Genomic DNA, 23691 nt, shown 5'->3' on the forward strand with positions numbered 1-23691 from the left:
TCCCACCTGACCCCATGCCGAACTCAGAAGTGAAACGCCGTAGCGCCGATGGTAGTGTGGGGTCTCCCCATGCGAGAGTAGGACACTGCCAGGCATCAATTAAACGTTATCAGTATGACACCTGATAATGCGCGAAATCACAAAGGTGGTTTTGCCAGCATCGAAAGATGCGACGTAAAAGAATCGGTGGAGCGGTAGTTCAGTTGGTTAGAATACCTGCCTGTCACGCAGGGGGTCGCGGGTTCGAGCCCCGTCCGTTCCGCCACTTAATTGATAAGCCCTGAGTCTCTGACTCAGGGCTTTTTCATTTGCTTAAATTAATCTCTTCAACGACTAATTGCTGCCTCAATTAGCGTCAATTTCTGATTATTGTTGCCTGCCAATCAAAAGTCTTATGCACAATAGGGCGTTTTTGATCAACAAAACTGCTGCCATAATCCTCTCAAGCTGTTTTGATAAACAAACCGAGAGAACACAATTATGAGCATCCCTGCATTTGGCTTAGGTACCTTCCGTCTGCAAGATCAAGTGGTGATCGATTCCGTTAGCACAGCTCTGGAACTGGGCTACCGTGCCATCGACACCGCACAAATCTATGAGAACGAAGCGGCCGTCGGCCAAGCTATCGCAGCCAGTGGCGTGAAACGTGAAGAGCTATTTATCACCACCAAAATCTGGATCGCCAACCTGGGCAAAGACCAACTGATCCCTAGCCTGCAAGAAAGCCTGAAAAAGCTGCAAACCTCCTATGTGGATCTGACCTTGATCCACTGGCCGTCACCGAACGATGAAGTCTCGGTTGCCGAGTCTATGGCGGAGTTGGTGAAGGTTAAGGAACTCGGACTGACGCGTCAGATTGGTATTTCCAACTTCACCGTTGAACTGATGCAGCGCGCTATTGATGCGGTGGGGGCTGATGCGATTGCCACCAACCAAATCGAACTCTCACCGTATCTGCAAAACCGTCAGGTGGTTGAATTTGCGCAACAGCATGGCATTGCTATCACTTCCTATATGACGTTGGCTTATGGCAAGGCGTTGCAGGATGAAGTCATCAATAATATCGCCAAGCGCCGTGATGTGACCGCAGCTCAGGTGATCCTGGCTTGGGCTATGCAACTGGGATATGCGGTGATCCCGTCCTCGACCAAGCGTGAAAATCTGGCAAGCAACCTGTTGGCTCAGCAATTGACGCTGTCTGATGATGAAATGGCGGCGATTGCTGCATTGGAATGCAATGGCCGCCTGGTTAGTCCGGAAGGTCTGGCACCAAACTGGGATTGATAGGTTGGCCGTCTGTGGGTTTGAGGCCACAGACGGCTTAGCTGGTTTTAACGAGCGATCTTTTGGTGTAGGGCGATAATCTCACGGCCCATTTCCATCAGCATAATCGCGTTCATCAGATGGTCCTGTGCATGGACCATCACCAGATGAACCGGGATTTTACCGCTGCCTTCGTCCATTTCGATCAGTTTGGTCTGCACGTGATGAGCGCCAGAGAGTGCCTCCTGTGCTTGCTGCATATACTGTTCGGCCTGCACGAAGTCTTCTTCTTCGCGTGCACAGCGCATGGCTTGAAACACCAGACTGCGGGCGTAACCCGCATTGGCAATCAACTCCATCACTTCGTTTTCCAAATCCATATCAGGCTTCCTCAATCAGCGCCAGGGCTTGATCCAATACCTTGTCACCCTTCATGGTGCCGTAGGCCATCATATCGATGCAGGCGACTTTTTTATGGTGCTCGTGGGCAATTTTCTCGCACTCTGCCAGCTTATAGCGGATCTGTGGCCCCAGTAGCGCGACGTCAAATTCGGTTACCGCCGTTTTGTATTCACGGATCGACTTGGCGCAGATCTCGGCGTCAATGCCGCGCGCTTTGGCTGCTTCTTGCATCTTTTTCACCAGCAGACTGGTGGACATACCCAAGTCACACACTAACAGGATCTTTTTCATGTTATTTCTCCAGGCGTTCCAGCAAATGCTGGATTAAAAGTGGGATCGGTCGGCCAGAGGCCACGCTACGGCCATTTTCGCGCCACAACGCAGTGCCGCTGATATCAAGGTGTGCCCAGGGAATATTCGCTGGGCTGAAACGACTCAGGAAGTAGGCGGCGGAGGTACTGATCGCCGCATTGTTGGTCGGCGTGTTACACAGGTCGGCAATATGACTCTCGACCTGTTTGCTGAAGCGATCGTCCAACGGTAATGACCACAGAGGATCGCCACTGCGCAAGCCTGCCTGAGTGAGATCGTGACGCAGGTTTTCATCCTCGGTCATCAGGCCACTAAGATCGTAACCCAAGGCTTTGACCACCGCGCCAGTGAGCGTAGCCAGATCGATCACGTATTCAGGTGGCCGCTGATTATTGGTCAACCTGCTGGCGTAAGCGATGCCATCGGCCAGCACCAGCCGCCCCTCAGCATCGGTGTTGTTAATCTCCACGGTTAAGCCGCTGTAGCTGGTTGCGACATCGCCAGGGCGCATCGCTGCCGGGCCAATCATATTTTCGGCCAGCGCCAGTACGCCAACCAGACTGACCGGCAGCTTGAGTTCTGCCACGGCCAGCATCAGGCCAAAGACGTTAGCTGCGCCACACATGTCATATTTCATGGTGTACATGCCATCGCCGCCCTTTAGCCACAGGCCACCGGTATCGAAGGTGATACCTTTGCCCACGTAGGCGCTGAAGGGGCCAGTGACGCTCCCCTGGTAACGTATCACCACCAGACGCGGAGGATTATCGGCACCTTTACCTACCGCCTGTAGCAAGCCAAGACCCTGTTCAGCGATCTGCTGTTCATCCAACACTTCGCAGCTCAGGCTGGGATAGGGGGCAATCTGGCGGGCGATCTCGCTGGCAAAGAATGCTGGGGTGCAGCGATCGCTTGGCATGTCGGCAATGCGTCGTGCTGCCTTCATCCCTATGGCGGTGGCAGTTGCTTGAGACAGGCGTGGCTCGAGAGTGGCTCGCTGCTCTGGTTGGCAATAGAACACCAACTCCTGGATACGTGGTGTGGGCGACGTTTCTGCCTTTTTCAGCCCGAGATCGCTCAGTTGGTAATCCAGGTTGAACAGGAAATGCAGCAGAGGGGTCAGTGCCGGCAGGCTGCGGTGATCAAACGCCGTGCAGTCGACAATCAACTGCGTACTAGTACCACTGCGTAGTAGAGGACGCAGTGCGGTGACCAGCTTGCTGGTTTGCCCATCGAGCCAGAACGTTTTTGGCAACAGCGTGACGCGGCCTGCCGGAGCACAGCCATAGGCGCAGTCGGCGGTTTGCTGCTGGGCGGTGGTCTGCAGTTCCTGTAACAGGGCAGCATTGCAGGGTAATTGCAATGGGCTGCCGGGGTAGCTAATCACATGGCTGTTAACTTCCCATGTGGGGATTTCACTCAGTAACCGATAATTAATCAAAATGGATCTCCTCAATCGGCGCGCGAATGCGCTCGGCATAGTCGGTTAGCCATTGCTCGCTGGCTGGAGTGTAGTGGGTATGCTCGGCACGGCGTTCTGCCAGGTACACCGTCGGTGGCTGGATGGCGCTGGCGACAACAAACGAGAAGGTTTTGATATTGGTAGAGACGCCGAACTCTCCCTGCCGATTCATGCAGACTACGGAGAGATCGCCCACCCGGCCAAAGCGGGCTATCAACCGGTCTTCCAGCTCGAAGACGACCGAATCGGCCGCCTGTTGTGGCGTCATACCTTGCTGCATACGGCGCACGATCTCATAGCTGGTGCAGCCTTTCATCAGGTCTTCACCCACGCCAGTGGCGGTTGCGGCTCCTATCTGGCTGTCACAGTAGAAACCGGAGCCAATCACTGGTGAATCACCCAGGCGGCCACGGCGTTTCATAAACAACCCGCTGGTAGACGTGGCCACGCTCATTGAACCATGCAGATCGAGGCCGATAATGCCGACGGTATCGTGGCCATCGTAGGGGCTAAGGCCCTTATCGATGGTTTCGCGGCAGCGTTTGCGATAGTGCTGGGTTGCACGCTCGGTGAGCATGGTTTTGTCGGCAAAACCTTGGCTAAGGGCCCACTCACGTGCGCCAGCCCCCACCAGGACGCTGTTGAAGCGTTCGCGGCTCAGCGCCTGGGCAACCTTCACCGGGTTGGCGATATCCACCAGGTTACCAACGGCACCAAAGGCCAGCGTATCGCCATCCATAAAGGCCGCATCCAACTCTACCTCACCATTTTCGGTAGGGAGACCACCGTAACCGACGGATTTATAAAATGGAAAGTCTTCTACTTCCGCCACTGCGCTCACTACGCTTTGTGCGGCGTTTGCCCCGGCTTTCAGCGTTTCACTGGCCTGGGTAACGCCTTCCAGTGCCATACGCCAGGTTGCAATCATTCCCCACATATCAAACTCCTGATGTTTCGGCTGCGCGATACTGTTTGTCCAGAATGCGCAGGAAAGGCAGATAAAGCATGGCACCGATCAGCAGGTTAACGATCTGCATCAGGCTGCCACTCAAATGGCCGGTCACGATAAAGCCACTGATCACCGGCGGCAGCGTCCAGGGGATAAATACCCCGGTAGTGACGGCGACGGCCCCCACCTTCATCGCCACGTATTGCACGGTAACCAATACCACCGGCACCAGGTTGAAAGGGATCAGCATGATGGGGTTCATGATCACCGGCAGACCAAACAGGATAGGTTCATTAATATTGAAGATTGAAGCCGCAGCCCCCATGCGACCTACTTCGCGAATACTATTGCTACGGGCAAAGAACAGAATGGCGATCACCAGCGACAGGGTGGCACCAGCACCACCCATCCAGACCATATCGAAGAACTGTTCGGTGACGATGTGCGGTGGCGTGACCCCGGCCTGGATAGCGGCGATGTTGTCGGTCTGGTTTTCCATCCACAGCGGACGGATGATGCCGTTGACCATTGAACCGGAGTTGATCCCCACCGACCATAGGATGGTGATACTCAACACCGTCAGCAGCGCGCCAATATAGGAAGTGCCAAAGTGACGTACCGGTGTGGCGACTACGTTATAAATAAACTGATGAATGGTTTGGTAGCTGGTGTGTTCGAACAGAATACGGATCGCCAGCACCAGGATAATCACGAACAGTGCAGGCAGCAGAGCGGCGAAGGATTCCTGTACCGCAGGTGGCACGCCTTCTGGCATTTTGATGATCAACTTGCGGCGCTTGAGGTAGCAGAACAGTTCGGTCCACAGCAGTGAGCCGATCATCGCCACAAACAGCCCCTTGCTGCCGATCCACTCGGTCGGGATCACATTGATATTGCCCAAGGCTTCTACCTTGATAAACGGCGTAAGGATCAGGAAGCACACCAGTGACAGAATACCGCTGGAGACGCGATCCTCGTCATAATGTTCCGCCAGGCGGTAAGCGGTAAGGAAACTGACAAACAGCGACATGGTAGAGAACACCGCGTTGAACGGGATCTCGATGATATTGCTCCAGCTGGCGCCAAACAGGCCTGCCATAAACTGCTGGTAACCCTGATTGGGGAACGACGAGATCACCAGCAGGATCGAGCCGACGATAATGAACGGCATAAAGGAAACATAGGCACCGCGGATGGCACACAAATGCCGCTGCTGTGCGGCCTTGGCCGCCAGAGGCATCAGCTTGGCTTCAAGAAATCCCAGAACGTTGTTCATGCTAAACCCCGTAGGTATGCTTATTAGAGAAAAACAGGTAAGGGTGGCGACTTATTGGCTGGGATTATCAGTGAATGGATTTTAAAGAAAGGTGAAACAGTTCACAGTGTGAGGTGAATTTATAAAATATCTCACAAGATTAGTTATGATAGGACATCAATTTTAGTGTGGAGTCCACGATGGAAATCAAGCTGCATGCCAATGCGACCACCACCCCACGAGTACGGCGTTATATCCAGCAATCGGATAAAAGCGATCGCGTATTGGCGCAGGAGCTGGGTATCTCCGTGGCGACGGTACGCCGTTGGCGGCAGCGCCAGGATGTCGCCGATCGCCATACGGTGCCCAAGAGCCTGCGCAAGGCACTGACGAACGAGCAGAGTTTGCTTATCAACTGGCTGAGACAAAAATTACAGCTGCCGTTGGATGAGCTGCTGGTGGTGGTGAATCAGGGCATGCAACAGCCGATCTCCCGTGCGGGGTTGGATCGCTATCTACGCGGTGTGGGTCAGCGTGGTGAGGAACAGAGCAGGACGCTACGCGGTAAAAAGGCGGTGAAGGCTGGTGAACGGCCAGGAACTCTCGCTCTTTTTTATCAACGAATTAGCCTATCAGCCGAGGATGGCGGCGAGCAACACCTCTTGTGGGCCGAAGAGAAGGTCAGCGGCTGGCTGAGTGCACGAGCCTTTGCGGGAGCCTCGCCGATGCTGGTGGTCAACTGGCTGAAGGAACTGTTACCGCACTGCCCAGGTGATATACAATCTATTGAGACTGAAAATAAAAAGCTGTTCGGCAATAGCGAGTCTCAGACCCATCCCTTACAGCTATGGTGTCGGGAGCAGGGGATAAAGTTGCAACAACCCGCGTTATTGCAAATGGAGGTTGTGCTGCGGCTAGAAAGCCAACTGGCGCAGTTGCTACCGGCGGCGGAGAACTTATCGCTGGATAACGTGTTGCAGGCGCTCTGTGCCAGCTATAACCAACACTGGCCGCAGAAGAAGCTGGGTGGCCTGACTCCCACCGCTTTCTGGTTACAACATCGGACTGGTTAGCGAGGTGTGAGGCTTTCACTAAGAAAGTCGATAAAGCTGCGCAGGCGGTTGCTTACGGCGCTGTCGCTGTAATAAACCGCATTGACCGGTATGGCAACCGGCAGCGTCTCCTTGATCAGGAGCTGCACCAAATCCCCACGCTGGATATCCTCATCGATCATAAAGTTCGACAGACAGGCGATGCCGTTGCCATGCAGGCAAAGGTGGCGTTGTGTTTCTCCGCTGTTGGTAGTCAGCCCCGGTACGATCTCCAACTGCCGGCCATCGGCGCAGGCTAATGGCCAACGGTTCAGATTGGGCAGATCGTTGAAGCCGATGCAGCAGTGTTGGGCCAGATCCTCCACGCTTTGCGGGGTACCGAACTGTTTCAGATAGGCGGGTGACGTCACAATTTTTCGATAGCTGGTCATCAGTTTGCGCGCCTTCAAACTTGAGTCTGTCAGTTCCCCTACGCGGATGGCAATGTCGACCTTGCGCTCAATCAGGTTGATAAAGGTTTCTGAAGAGACCAGCGAGAGCGACATTTCCGGGTAGCGGGCACGAAACTCGCCAACCAATGGGGTCAGTACGTGCAACACGACCGGCGTTGCGGCATCCACGCGCAACAGGCCCTGAGGCCGCTGGCGGCTCTCCATCAGCGCATTTTCCGCCGCGGCCATATCGCTCAGGACTTTCTGCACCTGGCGGAAATAGTTTTCTCCCTCCTGCGTCAGGCTTATCTGGCGGGTGGTGCGATTGAGCAGTGTGACCCCCAGCTTGCTCTCCAGCTTTTTTACCGTACGGCTGACCACCGAGTTTGCCTGTTCCAAGTGCTCCGCCGCGCGGCTGAAGCTACCGCATTCCACCACGGTGACAAAGGTGATCAGTTCATCCGAATTTGCCTTCATTGTTGCTCCATCAGCAAAATTTATTTGAAATTTTGAGCATTTTTATCATTTAAGCACAGGCAGATAATCACCGCTATCAACCCGAACGCTATTTTGGAGTTAGCAATGCCTCTCGCTTTACTTGCCTTGACCATCAGTGCCTATGCCATCGGCACCACGGAGTTTGTGATTGTCGGATTGATCCCGACCATCGCCGAGCAGTTGAACGTCACCGTGCCGTCCGCAGGGCTGCTGGTGACTCTTTATGCCATTGGGGTGGCAATTGGTGCGCCGGTACTGACCGCTTTAACTAGCCGTGTGCCGCGCAAGTTGTTGCTGGTGGGGCTGATGGTGCTGTTCACCCTTGGCAACCTGCTGGCCTGGCAGTCACCGAGCTATGAGTCACTGGTAGTTGCTCGTTTACTGACTGGCCTGGCGCACGGGGTGTTTTTCTCGGTGGGTTCAACCATTGCGACCAGCCTGGTAGCCAAAGAGAAGGCGGCAACGGCAATCGCTATCATGTTTGGTGGCTTAACCGTTGCGCTGGTGACCGGCGTGCCGCTAGGCACATTTATCGGCCAGCACTTCGGCTGGCGTGAGACCTTCCTGGCGGTATCGTTGATTGGAATGGTGGCGATTATTGCCAGCCTCATCCTGATCCCGAACAACATCAAGAACCAGGCGAGTGCCAGCATCCGCGATCAGCTGCAAGTGCTGACTCACCCGCGCCTGTTACTGATTTACGCCATTACCGCGTTGGGTTACGGTGGAGTATTCACGACCTTTACCTTCCTGGCACCGATGATGCAGGAGCTGGCTGGTTTTTCGGCACCGGCCGTCAGTTGGATTTTGCTGGCCTATGGCATAGCGGTAGCCATCGGTAACATTTGGGGCGGCAAGCTGGCCGATCGTCATGGCGCGGTACGGGCATTGAGCTTTATCTTTGCCGCATTAGCCGCCTTGCTGTTGGTGTTTCAGTTTACCGCCAGCCACAGCGTCGCCGCGCTGCTGACGGTGGTGGTGATGGGGGTATTTGCCTTTGGCAATGTCCCGGGATTGCAGGTTTATGTGGTGCAGAAAGCCGAGCAGTACACACCGAACGCGGTGGACGTTGCTTCAGGCCTGAATATCGCGGCTTTTAACGTGGGGATCGCACTGGGCTCCGTGATTGGCGGACAGACCGTGGCCTCACTAGGGTTGGCGCAAACGCCTTGGATCGGGGCGCTGATTGTGGTGGGGGCGTTGTTGTTGATTGGCCTTAGTGGTCGATTGGATAAACAATACCAACGGCAGTTCGCCTGATCCCAGCTTGCACCTTTCTTCTTGGCCCGCAATGGTGGGCCTTTTCGCATTCAGCGCGAACCTTTACAGACACATACACAGCATTGATTGAAATCGGCCCGCCTTGCCCCTATAACTGGATCTCTAAAAGCCATGTTGGCAGAGCCGCTCAGGCGTATACTCAATTTAGTCTTGGTAGCCATGTAGCTATCAACGTGATTTTCATCCGAACGGGAAATAGGCGAATAACGTGCCGAAACGAACTTATGCAATGAGGTATGTTGCGGGCCAGCCAGTTGAACGGATTTTCCCTGGTGCCATTAATCAGCCGCTACCGCCGGGGGCCGCGTTGCCTACGTCTGGTGCGCTGCGGGTGATGGTATGGAATATTTTCAAACAGCAGCGTGCCGATTGGCTTTCGGTGTTGAAAGACTTCGGTAAAGATGCGCAGCTGGTGCTATTGCAGGAGGCGCAGACCACGCCGGAATTGGTCAGCTTTGCCACCTCTAACTATCTGGCGGCCGATCAGGTGCCCGCCTTTGTGTTGCCGCAACACCCTTCCGGCGTGATGACGCTGGCGGCTGCACATCCGGTGTATTGTTGCCCGTTGCGCGAGCGGGAGCCGCTGCTGCGTTTGGCCAAGTCGGCGTTGATCACCGTCTACCCTTTATTAGATGGTCAGCTGTTGATGGTCGTGAATATCCACGCGGTGAACTTTAGCCTGGGAGTGGATGTTTACAGCAAGCAGCTTGGCCCGATTGGTGAGCAGATCGCCCTCCATCGGGGGCCGGTGATCATGGCGGGGGATTTTAATGCCTGGAGTCGCAAGCGCATCAACGCCCTGTATCAATTTGCCAGCGATATGGCGTTGCATGAGGTCAATTTCGCCGACGATCATCGCCGCAAAGCCTTTGGCCGTCCGTTGGATTTTATCTTTTACCGCAACCTGGGCGTTACAGAGGCATCGGTGCTGGTGACTCAGGCCTCAGACCACAATCCGCTGCTGGTGGAGTTCCATTCGCAAACCGATAAACCGGTCTGGTAGCGAAATTTGGCCAATAAAAAAGCATCCCGAAGGATGCTTTTTTTGTAGCGAAAACTTAGGTTTCCGGCGACGATTTGTTGCTGACAAACAGCGTCAGCTTCACGCCAGGTTGCAAACTGCTGGCTTTGCCGATCGTTGAGTTCCAACGCATCACGTCGTTAATTTCGACGCCGTGACGACGTGCAATGCTGGATAGCGAATCACCTTTACGCACTTGGTAGGTGATACTGCTGTTATCTCTGGCATTGCTGGCCACTTGCAGGGTTTGCCCAACTTTCAGCGTGCTCTTGCCACGCAAATTGTTCCAACTCTGCAAATCGCTGGTCTTAACGTTCAACCGTTTGGCGATGGTGGATAACGTATCGCCGGAGCGAACCTTATACGCACTTCCGCCTGACAGGCCACTGTTCTTCGCCAACTGGGTGGTTGGTAATGTTGCAGCTATCTGTCCGTCGGCCAACGAGTCTTTCAACTGTGCGGCATTCTTTTTGGGAACCATGATGTAATGGGGCCCATTAGGTGCCGTAACGCCTTTCTTGTAGCCAGGGTTATAAGCCTTCATCTTGGTGAGAGAAAGCCCAGACATCTCTGCCGCCTGAGTCAGCTGGATCTGCTGCCCGACATCAATACGTGCCAGTGCACGGGTTTCGTCAGTTTTTGGCAACTTGACGCCGTACTTTTTGCTGTGCTTGATGATATCGCTCAGTGCCAGCATTTTCGGGACATAGATTGACGTTTCACGCGGAAGCGACAATGCCCAGAACTCGGTGGACTTACCCTGACGTTTATTCGCCTTAACCGCTTGCATGACTCGCCCTTCACCACTGTTATAAGCGGCAATGGTCAATAACCAGTCACCGTCAAACATGCGGTTCAAACGCTCCATCATGTTAAGCGCAGCGGTCGTCGAGGCCACAACATCACGGCGCCCGTCATACCACTGATTGTTTTTCAAACCATAATTGCGACCCGTTTGCGGCACGATCTGCCATAGCCCTGCGGCATTGGCACTTGACGTGGCGTGAGGGTCAAAAGCGCTCTCCACTATGGGTAGCAGTACCAGTTCCATCGGCATATTGCGTTTCTTAATCTGCCCGACTATCCAGTACATGTACGGCTCTGCCCGTAGTGTTACATCGTGGAGATAGCTCTTACTTTTTAAATATTTTCTCTTTTGTTCACGGATCCGGTCGTTTTCCGGAACCTCCATCTTCAGCTCGTCGCTAATGAAGTTCCACAGGTTCTGCTGAGCGGCGCTATTGTTAATGTCTAGCCACCGTGCCGAACTCGCTGTGTACTCTCCTGCTTCACTTTCTTGACCTGCCGAAGACAGACTCTGCGCATGTTGCTTTGGTGCCGGTACATCCTGCCAGGATGACTGGCAACCAACCAACAAGACCGAGGCGAGAAGTATCGCTTTAGCCTTCATGTGTGTGTCAATATAGTTGCTTAAAAGACGAGCAAGGATACTTTGCTTCGCCAAAAAACACAACTAAAAGCTTAGAAGGCATCCTTGCGCAGGCGTAATTCGGAAAAAACCGAATGAAGCTGGCTCGGTGGTGAGTTAAAGCCTATTTCCTTTTGTAAATCAGTGTCATGGCAGCGTAAAAATAGATTAATTTTACGCTCTAATTGCAACGTTGTGGGCAGGCTGGGTACTCCTTTTGCCCTTGATTGCTCAATTTGTTGCTGATATGTTTCAATTTGGCGGTCTTGCGGCAAAATTGTCCTGGCAAACTTAAGGTTTGAGAGCGTGTACTCGTGTGCGCAACAAATTAGGGTTTCGTCGGGAAGTTGCGCGAGCCGTTGAAATGAGTGGTACATTTGCTCTGCAGTCCCTTCAAAAAGCCGTCCGCAGCCCGCAGAAAAAAGCGTATCTCCACAGAAAAGATAAGGTGCACTGTAGAATGCCACGTGACCCAAGGTATGTCCGGGAACTGCGATGGTGGTGTAGCTACGCCCGCCAATTTCCAGGATATCGCCATCCTGAACCAACCGATTTGCTCCCTTATTAGCGGTTTCCTGGGGGCCATACACCGGCAGATCCGGATATTGCGCAACGATTTCCGCTACGCCGCCGACATGGTCGTGGTGGTGGTGGGTCAATAATATGGCATCAGGGGTCAGTTTCCGTTGGGACAACGCCGCCAATACCGGGCCAGCTTCGCCGGGATCGACGATCACGCAGCGCCCTTGCTGGTTAGCCAATAACCAAATGTAATTGTCCTGAAAAGCGGGAATGCTGATAAGATTCATGGAACACCTCTCGTTGGCAACGGCTTGAAAGAGATACTAAACCATGAAACCAGCCCAGACTCTAGAAAAGCTCACTAGCCCTTACTCCTGGGCCGGGTTGCCGTGGGGCGAATACTATCGTGAGGCGTTGGAGCAGCAGTTGCAGCCCTGGTGGCCCAAGATGTTTGGTTTTCATCTGTTGAAGATCGGCAATCTCAGCGCCGAGTTGGATAGTGAAAAGTGCGCTATCTCGCATCAGGTTAACGTGGGATTGGCCGGGGATAACCTGCATGTGCAGGCCGATCCTTATCAGTTGCCCTTTGCAGCCAAGTCCGTCGATGCCTGCCTATTGGCCCATACGCTCTCTTATGCCGATGACCCACACCGTATGTTGCGTGAGGTCGATCGCGTCATGATTGACGATGGCTGGCTGGTGATCAGCAGTTTCAACCCTTTTAGCCTGCTAGGCATGGGGAAGTTGATCCCCCGGTTGCGCAAACGCCAGCCTTACGTCAGCCGGATGTTTACCCAGATGCGTTTGCTGGACTGGCTCAGCCTGCTCAATTATGAGGTGTTGGATCAGACGCGCTTCCACGTGTTGCCCTGGCAGCGCAAGGGAGGGACTTTTTTGAGTACGCATTTACCGGCGCTTGGCTGTATGAGCATGATTGTAGCCCGCAAGCGAACCTTGCCGCTGACGCCAACGCCGATGAAAGTGGGGGCGAGAAAACACTCTCTCAGCCGCGCAGTGGGCGCGACCAAGAGTTATCGCAAACTGCCTTAAGCTTCGGGCTTGTAGCCAACGTCGTCCTGTGTCGGGCTGCCAGCCGCATCGCGTGCCAGCACGTCGCAACGTTCGTTTTCCGGGTGCCCGGCATGGCCTTTGACCCATTCCCAACGGATGGTGTGGCGGGCAATCGCCAGATCCAGGCGCTGCCAGAGATCGACGTTTTTCACCGGTTTTTTGTCGGCGGTTTTCCAGCCGCGCTTTTTCCAGTTGTGGATCCAACTGGTGATCCCCTGGCGGACGTATTGGCTATCGGTGCTCAGCACCACTTCGCAGGGGGTGGTCAAGGCTTCGAGCGCCACAATGGCGGCCATCAGCTCCATGCGGTTATTGGTCGTCAGGTAATAACCCGCGCTGAACAGTTTCTCGTGCTGTTTATAACGCAAAATTGCGCCGTAACCGCCGGGGCCTGGATTACCAAGGCAAGAGCCGTCGGTGAAAATTTCTACCTGTTTAAGCATCTCTGGTAGACTCTTCCTATCAGTTTTATAAAAACCAAGTCTGACATAAACCAGCGCCATGAGCACAGCATTATGATCTCTACACCAACCAGACAGATCGTTCTCGATACCGAAACCACCGGTATGAACAAGCTAGGGGTTCACTACGAAGGTCACCGCATCATTGAGATCGGGGCCGTTGAGGTGATCAACCGCCGCCTGACCGGGCGCCACTTCCATGTTTACGTCAAGCCAGATCGGCTGGTGGATCCGGAAGCTTACGGCGTACACGGTATCAGCGATGAGTTCCTGGCGGATAAGCCTACTTTCGATCAGATCGCCGCTGAATTTATCGACTTTATCCGTGGTGGCGAATTAGTCATTCATAACGCAGCGTTCGATATCGGCTTTATGGATCACGAGTTCCGTATGTTGCAGCGAGATATCCCGAAGACGGATACCTTCTGCACCATCACCGACAGCCTGTTAATGGCGCGCCGCCTGTTCCCAGGCAAGCGTAACAACCTCGATGCGCTGTGCAACCGCTATGAGATAGACAACACCAAGCGAACGCTGCACGGCGCTTTGCTCGATGCCGAGATCTTGGCGGAAGTCTATCTGGCGATGACCGGTGGCCAGACTTCGATGGCTTTCCAGATGGAAGGGGACACTCAGCAGACGGATTCAGCCCAGGATATCCAACGCATCCAACGCCCGGCTACGGCGATGAAAGTGATCTATGCCAGTGACGCAGAATTGCAGGCTCACGAATCACGTCTGGATCTGGTGCAAAAGAAGGGCGGTAGCTGTCTGTGGCGTGGTGGCGCAGCAGCCGAATAACGGCCTGTCAGGATAGAAATGACGCTTAAGTGGCATAATCAACGCTTGTTCGTTGAAAAACTGTGCAAACGACTCTTTTTATAAGAAAAGACGTTGACGGAATGGCGAGGCAACCGTAATATTCGGCTCGTTCCCCCGCAAGAGGGAACGTTGCGGAGCGGTAGTTCAGTTGGTTAGAATACCTGCCTGTCACGCAGGGGGTCGCGGGTTCGAGCCCCGTCCGTTCCGCCAACATTCAGAAGCCCTGAGTTAGCAATAACTCAGGGCTTCGTCTTTTCTATTGTACCGTCTTCGATCTTTCCTCCCTTCCCTGGTTTTAGCTGAAAATGCAGCAAAGATATTTCATTTTTTATTGATAATGATTACTATTTCCATCAATGGATGGGCCACTCATCCTGTCAGATCGTGCAACCTATTCTTTTTATTTTCAGTGCTGAGCATGTCGTGAGCCATACATCGTTCTCTGAGATGAAGCTGGGCGTTCACCGGGTGGTGAATAAAACGTCGCTGTTTCACAACACTGAAAAACTGAAAAGGGAAGGAACATGTTGGAAACTGTTCAGTCAGTCCGTTGGTTGCCGCTGACACCGGCACAGTTTGATTTTTGGGAGGAGTTTAGCTTTCACCCGCATCAGCCCGTCTCTACCGTCGCCCACCGCATTACGCTTCGCGGCGAGCTTGATGAACCGGGGCTGTTAGCGGCGTTGGAGCAGGTTGTTGCTGAAACCGATGTTTTTACCATCCAGTTTCAGCTGCCTGACAATGACGATCTACCGCTACAGCGCTGCAATCCCCAACTGCGTCCTCGGATACGTCTTATTGAGTTACAACAGACCGATGTTGCCGAGTCGATGATGCAGGCCGACATTGAGCGTCAGCTCAATTTGCTGAGTCAGCCGCTGGCGGTCATCTGGTTGATCCGCTTTTCATCTACGCATTACACCGTTTATATCCGGGCACATCACATTATTATTGATGGGTTCGGCATGGCGCTGATCGAACATCGTCTCGCTGAGCTTTACCGCGCCCACCTGCAAAAGACCACCGCTAGCCAACCTTTCCACGCGTTTTATGATTTTCTGGCTGAAGAGCAGCAGTATGCCAGCAGCGAAAAATCGCGGCAGGACGCTGAGTATTGGCGTCGATATGTTACCGACGCGCCTTCGCTCCCGGTTCTGCAAAAGGGAGGGGAGGACTACGGCGCGGAGTGTCTGCACAGCGAAGCGGTACTACCTGAACATTTTAGCCAGCAGTTGAGCGCCTTTTCCGAGCGCTGTGGTACAGGCTGGCCGGATCTGCTACTGGCACTTTCCGCTGCTTGGCTGACGTTTCAGCTTTATGGGGAGAATAAGGCTGAAGTACAGCCAATCTGGGTGCCCGTCATGAATCGCCGTGGCATGGTGGCCGCCAGCGTCCCGGCGTTGGCGGTAAATATTTTGCCGCTGTTTATTCAGGTCGAACCACAGGAGAAGGTTGTAGACTACGTCAAACGCATTGCGAAAACGTTGCGCGACCTGCGTGCTCACGGGCGTTATCGCATTGAGATCCTGGCCGCCGATCAAGGGTTGGGAAAAGGAACGCGTTACTTTTTCTCACCGTTGATCAACGTGCTTCCCTTCGATCCTCCGCTGTTTGCAGGTTGTGAAGCGGAGCGCGAAGTCATGGCCAGCGGTCCAGGGGATGGCTTTAACATTACCTGGCGTGGCCGTACGGATGCCAGCGAACTGCATATCGATATCGACGCCGATCCTGCGATGTATGCTTCCCTGAATGTCGAGGAGATGTTCACACACCTGCGCAGCTTCCTGAGCAGGGCGATGATGCCCGAAGCGGGGCAGCAGCCGGTTTACCAACTGCTAAACCAATAAGATCTTCCGCCAGCGGGCTGGTTCGCTGGCGGAGATTGGCTTTTTAATGCAGCAGCGAGCAAACCTCATCGGCGTTTTTGCACTTCATCAAGGCCGCAACTGGCAGTGAAACGCCGAGTTTCACGTTGATCCTCTCTCTAAGCGTTGGCATATGGCTGAGTTTCAGCCCCATGGCAAGAAACGGGGTCTGATGATGCCATTCAGGCCGCAGCGGCTGGCCCATCACGGCGCAATAGATTGCCAGTACCGTTTGCTGAGGTGTCGCCGGGGCGGCGAGCGTTGCCGAATGAGATAGTTCCAGTTCGGTACGCAGCGCATGGCGATCGACTTTGCCATTTGCCGAGAGGGGAAAGCGGGGTTGCACAATGAAGCGGCCAGGGATGTGAGTTGCGGGCAAATAGCGCTGTGCGAAGATGCGCAGCTCCGACATGCTAGGCAGGACTTTATTCGCTGATAGATAGACCGCACCCAACGACTTCTCTGGCGTATCGCCCACCGCGTAATCGAGCACCACAATATCCTCGATGGCTGGATGCTGGCGCAACGCTTCTTCGATTTCAGGCAGTGAAATCCGTACGCCGCGAATTTTAACGTAGCCATTAATACGGTTGGCAAACATGATGATGCCGTCAGGCCGGTAATAGCCAATGTCTCCGGTACGGAACGTTCGCTCGCTAATGCCATCTGGAGTCATCACGTCAACAAAGTCGTGCTGCACTAACGCTCCATTCTCCAGATAGCCACAGGCCAGATTGGCCCCGGCTGTGTGGATGCGCCCAGCCACGCCGCAAGGGCAATGTTCACCGCTGTCATGACAGATAAAATACTGAGTACCCGCCAGCGGCTTGCCATAGGGAATTTGTTCCGTGTCGCTAGCTGTGATCTCGTGCCAGATGCTCCAGATAGTCGTTTCCGTCGGGCCGCCGAGTGACATCAGCCGCAGATGAGGATGCCTTGAACGCAATAACCGGATGGTGGCGGGCTTAATGTAATCGCCGCCCTGGGCTACTAGCCGCAGGGAGGAGAGCTGCTCTGGCGTTGCGCAGTCCAGCAGCATTTCCAGGATCGCTGGCACAGAGCACCACAGCGTGATCCGGTGTTGTGCCACCAGGCGGCCCCAACTGATGGCGTCTTTTTCCTCATGCCTGGCTGGCAGCACCAGCGTTGCGCCCACGCTGAGTGAGGCAAACACGTCAAACACCGACATATCGTGGTGCAGCGGCGTTACCGAGATAAAGACATCTCGCTCGGTGATCTGCCAGTAGGCGAGGGTTTGCCCAAGCACGTTGGCCGTTGCCCGGTTATTCAGCACGACGCATTTCGGCTTGCCCGTGGTGCCAGAGGTATAGAGATAATAGGCGGGCTGGCTGCTGTCGCTTTGAGCGCCAAACCGAGGTGGGCTGACGTTGGCGGATTTGAGCTCATCAGGCGTGACTGAGCCTGGGATTGCGGCGTCTTCATCGCATATCACCAGCTTGGGTTGGCAATTTTCCAGTAAATACGCCGTTCGTTCTGTAGGCGAATTAATATCTATCGGCACCCGGATAATCCCTAACAGGGAGCAGGCTAGCGAGATACCGATATGCTCCAGGCAGCGTGGAAGATAAATTGCCACCACGCTCCCCGGCCCCAACTGGCGCGCGAGCAGTCCGTTGGCCATGCTGGCGACGAGCTCACCCAGTGCTTGCCAGCGCAATTGTTGTTCGCCACAGATCACGGCTACCCCATCTCGAGTGCCGGAAAACAGATTTTCTGCGATGCGGCCCAGAAAATCGTTGCTTACGGCTGTGCTGGCAGGAGTGTTAGCCCGGTAATGCGGGTAATTCATCGTTTCGTGGACGGGGATATTCAGCGAACCCTGAGAGGCTATATGCAACATGCGCTGGTGGATTGCATTCAGCATAGCGCTGACCTGTTCGGGAGCGAGAGCCTGCTCAACATAGTCGGCAATTATCAGTAAATTGCGCTGCTCATCGTACATTAGGCGAATATCCAGTGCGACCTGCGGCGTTTGGGTCAGACCGCTTTCGGCACGGATTGACGTGTTGGCCGGAAGCGTTTCCCAGCTCAGGCAGTTGGTCAGGATCACCGGCAGCGCGGGAGCATGTCCGGTTCGCGGTGACAATTGGCGAGCCAGATCCACACCTGACCAGGCAAGGTTTTGCAATCCGCCAAGAATGTCTTCTTGCAAACGTTGGGCATTGTCGACTAACGGCTGACTATGACGGACGTAGTGAATGGCAATAAACGTCGATCGATTGGTGGCTTGCCCCTCTTTGGCCGGGAAGGCAACGGGGATGCCGACCGTGAGCGCTTCATCTTCCGACCAGAGCGCCAACGTATCGAGTACGATAGCCGACAGAGTGGTGTTGGCAAACAGCCCCCGGGATGCGCCAAGGCGAGTGAGCAGCTTCAGGTGGCTGGCATCTAGAATTTGTTGTTCACGCCGCCAGCAGGGTTGCACGATCTCGCCCAAAGGTTGTTGCCAGGGAAGCCGGCAAGGGGTAACGACCTGCGCCAGTTTGTCTTGCCACCAGGCTTTTGCCCGCTCCCGCTCTTCTTCATCTGCTTCGCTCGGTGCATTGTCTTGTTCAAGTGCCGCAAGCGGTTGTTCATCAAATAGCCGGGCGATGATATGCGAGATCCCTTGGCCGTCGAGGATCAGCGCATCAAAGCTGGTGAAAATCAGGTACTCCGTTGCGCCAGGCAAGGTAATCAGAATGATCCGCCAAGGGGGCGACGACGGATCGTGACGGCTCTGTTGGTAATGCTGTCGTAGCTGTTGCACTTTTTTAGCTGCGTCTTCTTCACTGGCATCGCGTAGATCGATCTCTTCCAGATGAGGCTCCAGCTCAGGCAGAATGTGCTGTTGCTGTGTTTCCTCCTCGACCCAGGTGCGTAACGCGGCGAAGTGATTAACCAACTCTGCCAGCCGACGGCGGAAGTGCGCAGGATCGATGAGCCCCCTAAAGGTCCTGAAATCGTGCATGGCAACGCCACCGAGCGGCCATTGCTCGCTGCTTCCCAGCAGATAAGCCTGCTGGAGCGCCGTTAATGGTTTCCCCATTTGCTTCTCCTTTTGCCGTACTGCCGCTGGAGGTGCCAACCAGCGGGAAACGCTGTCATCAATATGCTGCGGTGTCGCGGCCAGGCGTTCGGCGAGCGTGTGAAAACGCGTAAAGAGTTGATGCAGTTGGCCGGGGGGAAACGCATCCTCACGCACATCCCAGTTGATCAGAATTTCATCGCCAATCCAGGCTACCTGCGCGTCCAATGCGACTTGCGGCCCCTGAGAGATGACCCACGCCAGTTCACCCAATTGCCTGTCGACCCGCTCAGAGAACAGCACGCCACCGGAGATGCCGAACCCGGCGGTAAAGACGATGGGGGAGTATTGCAGGTGGCCCTGCAGGCGCGAAAGGTCGCGCATCACGCTCACCCCTGAATAGCCGCCGTGACCCAGGATTTCGTGCAGCTGCGCCATGGTGCGTTGGCAATAATGCAGCAGCGTTTCATCGGGGCGCAGCTCGGCGCTGAACAACAGCAGATCGGAAAAATCACCGACGATGTCGTCACCACCCACAATCTTGGGAGCGCGGAAAAAGGTCGGTACGTTGATGCGCAACGCGGGTTGCCTGAAACCTTCCATCATTGTCAGGCTGAACAATGCAAGGAGAAGCGAGCTTAACGTCAGATGGTGGTGACGCGCGCAGCGCTGCAAGGCATGGCTGATTTGGGGATTAAGCTGGATTGCCATTCTGCGGGTTTGACACTGCCTGTCCGTATAGGGAATGGCGGGTGCAGGGGGAATATCCGCTAAACGCTGCCGCCACCAGGCGCGGTCTCGTTCTCTGGCGCTAAGCAGCAGCGGATCGTGAGTACGCTGTGCCAGATAGTGAAACCAGACGACCTCCATCACTGGGGCGCACTGTGGCGGTGGTTGTTGGTAGAAGCGGGCGAGATCTTCCACCACGATCCGAAAAGAGAGGGCATCTGCGGCGATCATATCCAGATCGATATGCAGCCGGCTGGCCTGCCCCGGCAATATCGTCAGGCTGATTTCGCACGGATAGCCTTGATCACGCAGCAACTGCTGGTTCTCCATGCGCCGCCGCTTGTCAGCCAGCAATCGTTGTACTTCGGCTGGTGGGTAATGACAAAAATCATCGATGCCCAGTGGTGGATGACTGGCAACCACATGCTGTAGCCCTTCTGCGGTGACATGAAGACGCAGCATTGGGTGCGTGCGATAGAGCGCGTCCACAGCGTGCCGAAAGCGGGGGATATCAGTGATGGTGCCATCGAATTCTGCGTACAAATGTGCGGCAACGCCGCCTAATGCCTGCTCAGAGTGCCTGCCTACCCATGAGGCCGCCTGCATTGGAGTCAATGATTTCATTGCATATCGTTCCTGATTGGCCAACGGAAGCCGCCTAAATATATAACAGAGCTTAATGCGAATGAAAATTATTCTTTTTTGTGTTGTTGGCGATACATTGAGCAGGGTAAGGTTATACGAGGCACATAAATTCACTCCGTGGTCACTGAGATGGCACCTCGGGGCTATGCACAGGGAGCAAGCAGAAAATGAGGTTGTTACCGGGTAAACGTCGTCATCCCGTGTTTGGGTTTTTATTATTACTGGCCTTGCTGATGGGCAGCGGCCAAGTATTTGCACAAGGTTGGCCCAGGGCGTTTCACAACGCGGATGGCTCCTTCACTCAGATCCCGTCCCCTCCGGGCCGTATTCTTTCTACTTCCGTCAGTGTCACCGGAACGTTACTGGCGATTGATGCGCCGGTTGTCGCCAGCGCGACGGCCGTGAACGGCCAGTTCTTTGGGCAATGGGTCAAGGTGGCCGAGCAGCGCAACATTGCTAAAGCCTGGCCTGCGGGCAGTGTTGATCTCGAACTGGCCTATGCCACAGCCCCCGATTTGATCGTCGTCTCAATCAATGGTGCAGACTCATCGCGCGCTCATTTGGCTGAACTGAGGGCCATTGCGCCGGTCATTATCGTGAATTATGGCAACCAGACCTGGCAAGCTCTGGCCCGTGAGCTGGGAGCCGCGCTGGGGCTTGAGGCGCAGGTTGAACGGCGGATCGGCAGCTTTGACTCGCTGCTTACCAACGCCCGCCAGCAAATCCATCTGCCTGATGGACAAGCCAATATTATCAATTTTAACGGCCCGGGAACGGTCAATCCCGTGGCAACACCGGCCAGCGTGCATGCCCGTTTACTCGAGTCGTTAGGATTTTCGATCGAAGCGCCTAACCCGGCCTGGCAAAGCAATCTTACCCGCTCCGGCGACTTTATCTGGGCCGAATATGAGAATCTGACGCAGTTAACGGCGGGCACCACGTTTCTGTTGAGCGTAGGCGACGTCAGGATCAACGAATTTCTACATGACCCACTGCTTCAGCGCTTGCCTTCGGTACAACAACACCGGGTTTACAGCCTTGGCGCGCATGCGTTCCGGGTGGATTACTACAGCGCCAGTGAGATGGTGGCAGACATTGTCCGCCATTTTGCCGGCAGTCCAACGCAGGAGCGGTGAAATGCGTGCTTTACGACAGGCTGGCCTGGTCTCTGGCCTGATTTTACTGCTGGTTCTCGGTTGCTTCAGCCTCTATTTCGGTGCTCGCCCTATTCCACCAGCGGTGATTTGGCAGGCGCTCACGCAGTTTGATCCGCACAATAGCGAGCATTTACTGGTCTGCTATCTACGGCTACCGCGCACCTTATTGGCAATGGTGGTTGGGGCGGCACTTGGCGCGGCTGGCGTCATCATGCAAACGCTCACCCGTAATCCTCTGGCAGATCCCGGCCTGCTCGGGGTGAATGCCGGTGCCACGTTGGCGATCGTCTTGTCAATCGCGCTGTTTGATGTGACGAATGTCTTTAGCAGTATGTGGTTTGGCGTGGCCGGTGCGGCGATAGTCAGCGTTGCGGTGTTGCTGGTGGGCGGCATTGATGGCAATAACCCGGTAAGGATTGTGCTGGCCGGGGCCGCGCTGACCATTGTGCTGCTTAGCCTGACTCAGCTTGTCATTATCAACAGTGAACCAGAGGCGTTCGATCGCTTCCGGCACTGGGTGATTGGATCGTTACAGGGAAGAGGGTTCGACGTACTGCTCCCGGTTGCCATGCTGGTGGGCGTAGGGCTGTTGCTGGCGCTGGCCAGCAGCAAAATGCTGGATATTGCGGCACTCGGCTCGGATGCTGGCCAGGCGCTCGGCGTTAATCCGTGCAGGCTGGTGGCCATGTCCGCGCTGATTATCGTGATACTGGCCGGAGCGGCCACGGCGGCGGCTGGGCCAATCGTTTTTGTTGGCCTGACCGCGCCGCATTTTGCCCGTGCTATTGCCGGATTGCAGCATCGAGCGCTATTGCCTTGGGCCATGCTGCTTTCCGCCATGCTGGTGTTGTTGGCTGATATTCTGGGGCGCATCGTTGGCTATCCCGGTGAAGTCAGCGTTGGCGTCATGGTGGCACTAACTGGTGGTCCTTGTTTTGTGTTGCTGGTGAAGCGTTGGCAGGGGGAACGGGTATGAGCGTCAACAGGACGGTGCTGGTATGCCTGGCTTTGGCCTCTCTGCTGCTGGTTGCTGCCGCTTTCGCTCTGACAGTGGGGCGCTTTACGTTGCCGGTATCGAGCGTGCTGCAAGCCATCACGGGGGAAGGAAATCCCATGGCGCAGCAAATTGTCAGGGCGATCCGTCTGCCGCGCGTGTTGACGGCGGTTTTCGTTGGGGGCGCCTTGGGCATCTCCGGGGCGATTTTTCAGTCCGTATCGCGCAATGCGCTCGGATCGCCAGACGTCATTGGCTTTACCACCGGTGCGGCAACCGGTGCGATTGTGCAGATTGTCCTGCTTAACGGTAACACCGTGGCGATTGTGCTTTCGGCCATGGCCGGGGGGCTGGCGACGTCGCTGCTGGTCTACTGGTTAGCCCATCATCACGGCGTGGTAAAGGGATACCGTCTGATATTGATGGGCATTGGTGTTGGTGCGGTACTCAGTGCCCTCAATGGTTTGCTGCTGGTTAAAGGCGATATTGATAACGCCGTGATGGCCACTTTGTGGCTGGCGGGAACCACACAGGGGAGAAACTGGCTGCACGTTATCCCTGTGGCCACCAGCATCGCGTTGTTATTGCCGGTGGTGCTGATATGTGCCAGGGCGTTGAACATCATGACAATGGGGGATGAGGTAGCCCACCAGTTGGGTGTCCGTGTTGATCTCATCCGCAAGATTATGACGTTTTGCGGCGTGATTTTGGCTGCGGTGGCAACCAGCGCAGCAGGGCCGATTGCCTTTATCGCGCTTATGGCTCCACAGCTGGCAATCCGCCTGACACGCAGTTCGAACCTGCCAGTGATCAGTGCGGGTCTGGTGGGCGGCTGTCTGTTGTTAGGGGCCGATATTGTCGCTCAGATACAGCCATCAGGGCTGATGATGCCGGTAGGATTAATGACGGGGATGATAGGTGGCGGGTACTTGCTGGCTCTGCTACTGCGTGGCGGCTGTCGCTAAGGCTAAGGGATGAGTGTCGCAAATATGATCAAATTGATTTGCATTCAATATTGTAAATGATTATCGTTTGCATGCGT

At 54.9% G+C, this 23691-nt stretch carries 19 protein-coding genes, 2 tRNA genes, 1 rRNA gene and 1 pseudogene; 13 read left to right on the forward strand and 10 right to left on the reverse strand.

Annotation, left to right across the window (positions count from 1 at the left end):
- From rrf to dkgB, 3 genes are all read left to right on the forward strand, one after another.
- Window positions 1-94 (forward strand): 5S ribosomal RNA (rrf, locus tag A6U95_RS15170); the annotation flags it as partial.
- Between the two features lie 94 nt (window positions 95-188).
- Window positions 189-265: transfer RNA gene (locus A6U95_RS15175), tRNA-Asp, on the forward strand.
- Window positions 266-480: 215 nt separating this feature from the next.
- Complete coding sequence (gene dkgB, locus A6U95_RS15180) at window positions 481-1284, forward strand: 2,5-didehydrogluconate reductase DkgB (protein ID WP_065685054.1); 804 nt, start codon at window positions 481-483, stop codon at window positions 1282-1284.
- A 47-nt stretch (window positions 1285-1331) separates the two neighbouring features.
- Here the strand turns inward: dkgB and A6U95_RS15185 are convergent, their stop codons facing one another.
- Genes A6U95_RS15185 through A6U95_RS15205 form a run of 5 tightly spaced genes read right to left on the reverse strand, consistent with a single transcriptional unit; the run spans window position 1332 to window position 5664 of the window.
- Complete coding sequence (locus tag A6U95_RS15185) at window positions 1332-1643, reverse strand: PTS lactose/cellobiose transporter subunit IIA (RefSeq protein WP_024483598.1); 312 nt, start codon at window positions 1641-1643, stop codon at window positions 1332-1334.
- Window position 1644: 1 nt separating this feature from the next.
- On the reverse strand, window positions 1645-1956 hold the full coding sequence (locus A6U95_RS15190) for a PTS sugar transporter subunit IIB (protein ID WP_024483599.1): 312 nt from the start codon (window positions 1954-1956) through the stop codon (window positions 1645-1647).
- Between the two features lies 1 nt (window position 1957).
- Window positions 1958-3418 carry a leucyl aminopeptidase family protein gene (locus A6U95_RS15195; RefSeq protein WP_065685055.1) on the reverse strand — a complete coding sequence of 487 codons (1461 nt, stop codon included), beginning with the start codon at window positions 3416-3418 and terminating at the stop codon, window positions 1958-1960.
- Window positions 3411-4376 carry a N(4)-(beta-N-acetylglucosaminyl)-L-asparaginase gene (locus A6U95_RS15200; RefSeq protein ID WP_065685056.1) on the reverse strand — a complete coding sequence of 322 codons (966 nt, stop codon included), beginning with the start codon at window positions 4374-4376 and terminating at the stop codon, window positions 3411-3413. The genes A6U95_RS15195 and A6U95_RS15200 overlap by 8 nt, the downstream gene beginning before the upstream one ends.
- Before the next feature lies 1 nt (window position 4377).
- On the reverse strand, window positions 4378-5664 hold the full coding sequence (locus tag A6U95_RS15205) for a PTS sugar transporter subunit IIC (protein ID WP_065685057.1): 1287 nt from the start codon (window positions 5662-5664) through the stop codon (window positions 4378-4380).
- A gap of 179 nt (window positions 5665-5843) precedes the next feature.
- On the opposite strand from A6U95_RS15205, the gene A6U95_RS15210 reads away from it, so the two are divergent.
- Complete coding sequence (locus tag A6U95_RS15210) at window positions 5844-6716, forward strand: hypothetical protein (protein ID WP_065685058.1); 873 nt, start codon at window positions 5844-5846, stop codon at window positions 6714-6716.
- Here A6U95_RS15210 and yafC read toward each other — a convergent pair.
- Complete coding sequence (yafC, locus tag A6U95_RS15215) at window positions 6713-7603, reverse strand: DNA-binding transcriptional regulator YafC (RefSeq protein ID WP_065685059.1); 891 nt, start codon at window positions 7601-7603, stop codon at window positions 6713-6715. The two genes, A6U95_RS15210 and yafC, sit on opposite strands and share 4 nt — an antisense overlap.
- 105 nt (window positions 7604-7708) lie before the next feature.
- Here yafC and A6U95_RS15220 point away from each other — a divergent pair, with 105 nt between their 5' ends.
- Both A6U95_RS15220 and A6U95_RS15225 read left to right on the forward strand, forming a co-directional pair.
- The gene (locus A6U95_RS15220; protein ID WP_065685060.1) at window positions 7709-8884 is read left to right on the forward strand and encodes an MFS transporter; all 1176 of its coding nucleotides are present in this window, start codon (window positions 7709-7711) and stop codon (window positions 8882-8884) included.
- A 229-nt stretch (window positions 8885-9113) separates the two neighbouring features.
- Window positions 9114-9908: an endonuclease/exonuclease/phosphatase family protein gene (locus A6U95_RS15225; protein ID WP_024483606.1), complete on the forward strand. Its 795-nt coding sequence runs from the start codon at window positions 9114-9116 to the stop codon at window positions 9906-9908.
- 55 nt (window positions 9909-9963) lie between these two features.
- On the opposite strand, the gene mltD is transcribed toward A6U95_RS15225, so the two are convergent.
- Together mltD and gloB are read right to left on the reverse strand one after the other, a co-directional pair.
- Window positions 9964-11337: a murein transglycosylase D gene (gene mltD / locus A6U95_RS15230; protein ID WP_139102377.1), complete on the reverse strand. Its 1374-nt coding sequence runs from the start codon at window positions 11335-11337 to the stop codon at window positions 9964-9966.
- Between the two features lie 71 nt (window positions 11338-11408).
- Window positions 11409-12164, reverse strand: a complete 756-nt coding sequence (gene gloB, locus A6U95_RS15235; RefSeq protein ID WP_065685061.1) for a hydroxyacylglutathione hydrolase — start codon at window positions 12162-12164, stop codon at window positions 11409-11411.
- 43 nt (window positions 12165-12207) lie between these two features.
- On the opposite strand from gloB, the gene A6U95_RS15240 reads away from it, so the two are divergent.
- Window positions 12208-12927 carry a class I SAM-dependent methyltransferase gene (locus A6U95_RS15240; protein ID WP_065685062.1) on the forward strand — a complete coding sequence of 240 codons (720 nt, stop codon included), beginning with the start codon at window positions 12208-12210 and terminating at the stop codon, window positions 12925-12927.
- Here the strand turns inward: A6U95_RS15240 and rnhA are convergent.
- Window positions 12924-13510, reverse strand: a pseudogene (gene rnhA, locus A6U95_RS15245) (ribonuclease HI). The gene A6U95_RS15240 and the pseudogene rnhA overlap by 4 nt on opposite strands.
- Before the next feature lie 4 nt (window positions 13511-13514).
- Between rnhA and dnaQ the strand changes: the two are divergent.
- The 3 genes from dnaQ to A6U95_RS15260 all read left to right on the forward strand — a co-directional run bounded on the left by dnaQ (window position 13515) and on the right by A6U95_RS15260 (window position 16078).
- A complete protein-coding gene (dnaQ, locus tag A6U95_RS15250) occupies window positions 13515-14210 on the forward strand; it encodes a DNA polymerase III subunit epsilon (protein ID WP_230326782.1) in 696 nt (231 codons plus the stop codon).
- 154 nt (window positions 14211-14364) lie between these two features.
- Window positions 14365-14441 (forward strand) — tRNA-Asp (locus A6U95_RS15255).
- A 314-nt stretch (window positions 14442-14755) separates the two neighbouring features.
- Complete coding sequence (locus A6U95_RS15260; RefSeq protein ID WP_065685063.1) at window positions 14756-16078, forward strand: condensation domain-containing protein; 1323 nt, start codon at window positions 14756-14758, stop codon at window positions 16076-16078.
- A 43-nt stretch (window positions 16079-16121) separates the two neighbouring features.
- On the opposite strand, the gene A6U95_RS15265 is transcribed toward A6U95_RS15260, so the two are convergent.
- Entirely contained in the window at window positions 16122-20477 is a 4356-nt protein-coding gene (locus tag A6U95_RS15265; protein WP_083196379.1) for an amino acid adenylation domain-containing protein, read from the reverse strand.
- Window positions 20478-20665: 188 nt separating this feature from the next.
- Here A6U95_RS15265 and fepB point away from each other — a divergent pair, with 188 nt between their 5' ends.
- The 3 genes from fepB to A6U95_RS15280 are packed head-to-tail and all read left to right on the forward strand — an operon-like array spanning window position 20666 to window position 23614.
- Window positions 20666-21634 (forward strand): Fe2+-enterobactin ABC transporter substrate-binding protein, encoded by a 969-nt coding sequence (fepB, locus tag A6U95_RS15270; RefSeq protein ID WP_065685065.1) that lies wholly within the window; start codon window positions 20666-20668, stop codon window positions 21632-21634.
- Between the two features lies 1 nt (window position 21635).
- Window positions 21636-22631: an iron ABC transporter permease gene (locus A6U95_RS15275; protein WP_065685066.1), complete on the forward strand. Its 996-nt coding sequence runs from the start codon at window positions 21636-21638 to the stop codon at window positions 22629-22631.
- Entirely contained in the window at window positions 22628-23614 is a 987-nt protein-coding gene (locus A6U95_RS15280; RefSeq protein WP_065685067.1) for an iron chelate uptake ABC transporter family permease subunit, read from the forward strand. Before A6U95_RS15275 ends, A6U95_RS15280 begins: the two co-directional genes overlap by 4 nt.
- The last annotated feature ends 77 nt before the right edge of the window (window positions 23615-23691 follow it).

Origin of the sequence: Serratia sp. 14-2641 (assembly GCF_001692375.1) — a bacterium.
Lineage (GTDB): Bacteria > Pseudomonadota > Gammaproteobacteria > Enterobacterales > Enterobacteriaceae > Chania > Chania fonticola_C.

Excerpts from the sequence above, each read along its gene's own strand:
- A6U95_RS15260 (WP_065685063.1), top strand. The coding sequence starts at position 14,756 with ATGTTGGAAACTGTTCAGTCAGTCCGTTGGTTGCCGCTGACACCGGCA.
- mltD (WP_139102377.1), bottom strand. The coding sequence starts at position 11,337 with ATGAAGGCTAAAGCGATACTTCTCGCCTCGGTCTTGTTGGTTGGTTGC.
- A6U95_RS15275 (WP_065685066.1), top strand. The coding sequence starts at position 21,636 with ATGCGTGCTTTACGACAGGCTGGCCTGGTCTCTGGCCTGATTTTACTG.
- A6U95_RS15280 (WP_065685067.1), top strand. The coding sequence starts at position 22,628 with ATGAGCGTCAACAGGACGGTGCTGGTATGCCTGGCTTTGGCCTCTCTG.
- yafC (WP_065685059.1), bottom strand. The coding sequence starts at position 7,603 with ATGAAGGCAAATTCGGATGAACTGATCACCTTTGTCACCGTGGTGGAA.
- A6U95_RS15240 (WP_065685062.1), top strand. The coding sequence starts at position 12,208 with ATGAAACCAGCCCAGACTCTAGAAAAGCTCACTAGCCCTTACTCCTGG.
- fepB (WP_065685065.1), top strand. The coding sequence starts at position 20,666 with ATGAGGTTGTTACCGGGTAAACGTCGTCATCCCGTGTTTGGGTTTTTA.
- A6U95_RS15220 (WP_065685060.1), top strand. The coding sequence starts at position 7,709 with ATGCCTCTCGCTTTACTTGCCTTGACCATCAGTGCCTATGCCATCGGC.
- dkgB (WP_065685054.1), top strand. The coding sequence starts at position 481 with ATGAGCATCCCTGCATTTGGCTTAGGTACCTTCCGTCTGCAAGATCAA.
- gloB (WP_065685061.1), bottom strand. The coding sequence starts at position 12,164 with ATGAATCTTATCAGCATTCCCGCTTTTCAGGACAATTACATTTGGTTA.
- A6U95_RS15265 (WP_083196379.1), bottom strand. The coding sequence starts at position 20,477 with ATGAAATCATTGACTCCAATGCAGGCGGCCTCATGGGTAGGCAGGCAC.
- dnaQ (WP_230326782.1), top strand. The coding sequence starts at position 13,515 with ATGAACAAGCTAGGGGTTCACTACGAAGGTCACCGCATCATTGAGATC.
- A6U95_RS15210 (WP_065685058.1), top strand. The coding sequence starts at position 5,844 with ATGGAAATCAAGCTGCATGCCAATGCGACCACCACCCCACGAGTACGG.
- A6U95_RS15205 (WP_065685057.1), bottom strand. The coding sequence starts at position 5,664 with ATGAACAACGTTCTGGGATTTCTTGAAGCCAAGCTGATGCCTCTGGCG.
- A6U95_RS15185 (WP_024483598.1), bottom strand. The coding sequence starts at position 1,643 with ATGGATTTGGAAAACGAAGTGATGGAGTTGATTGCCAATGCGGGTTAC.
- A6U95_RS15190 (WP_024483599.1), bottom strand. The coding sequence starts at position 1,956 with ATGAAAAAGATCCTGTTAGTGTGTGACTTGGGTATGTCCACCAGTCTG.
- A6U95_RS15200 (WP_065685056.1), bottom strand. The coding sequence starts at position 4,376 with ATGTGGGGAATGATTGCAACCTGGCGTATGGCACTGGAAGGCGTTACC.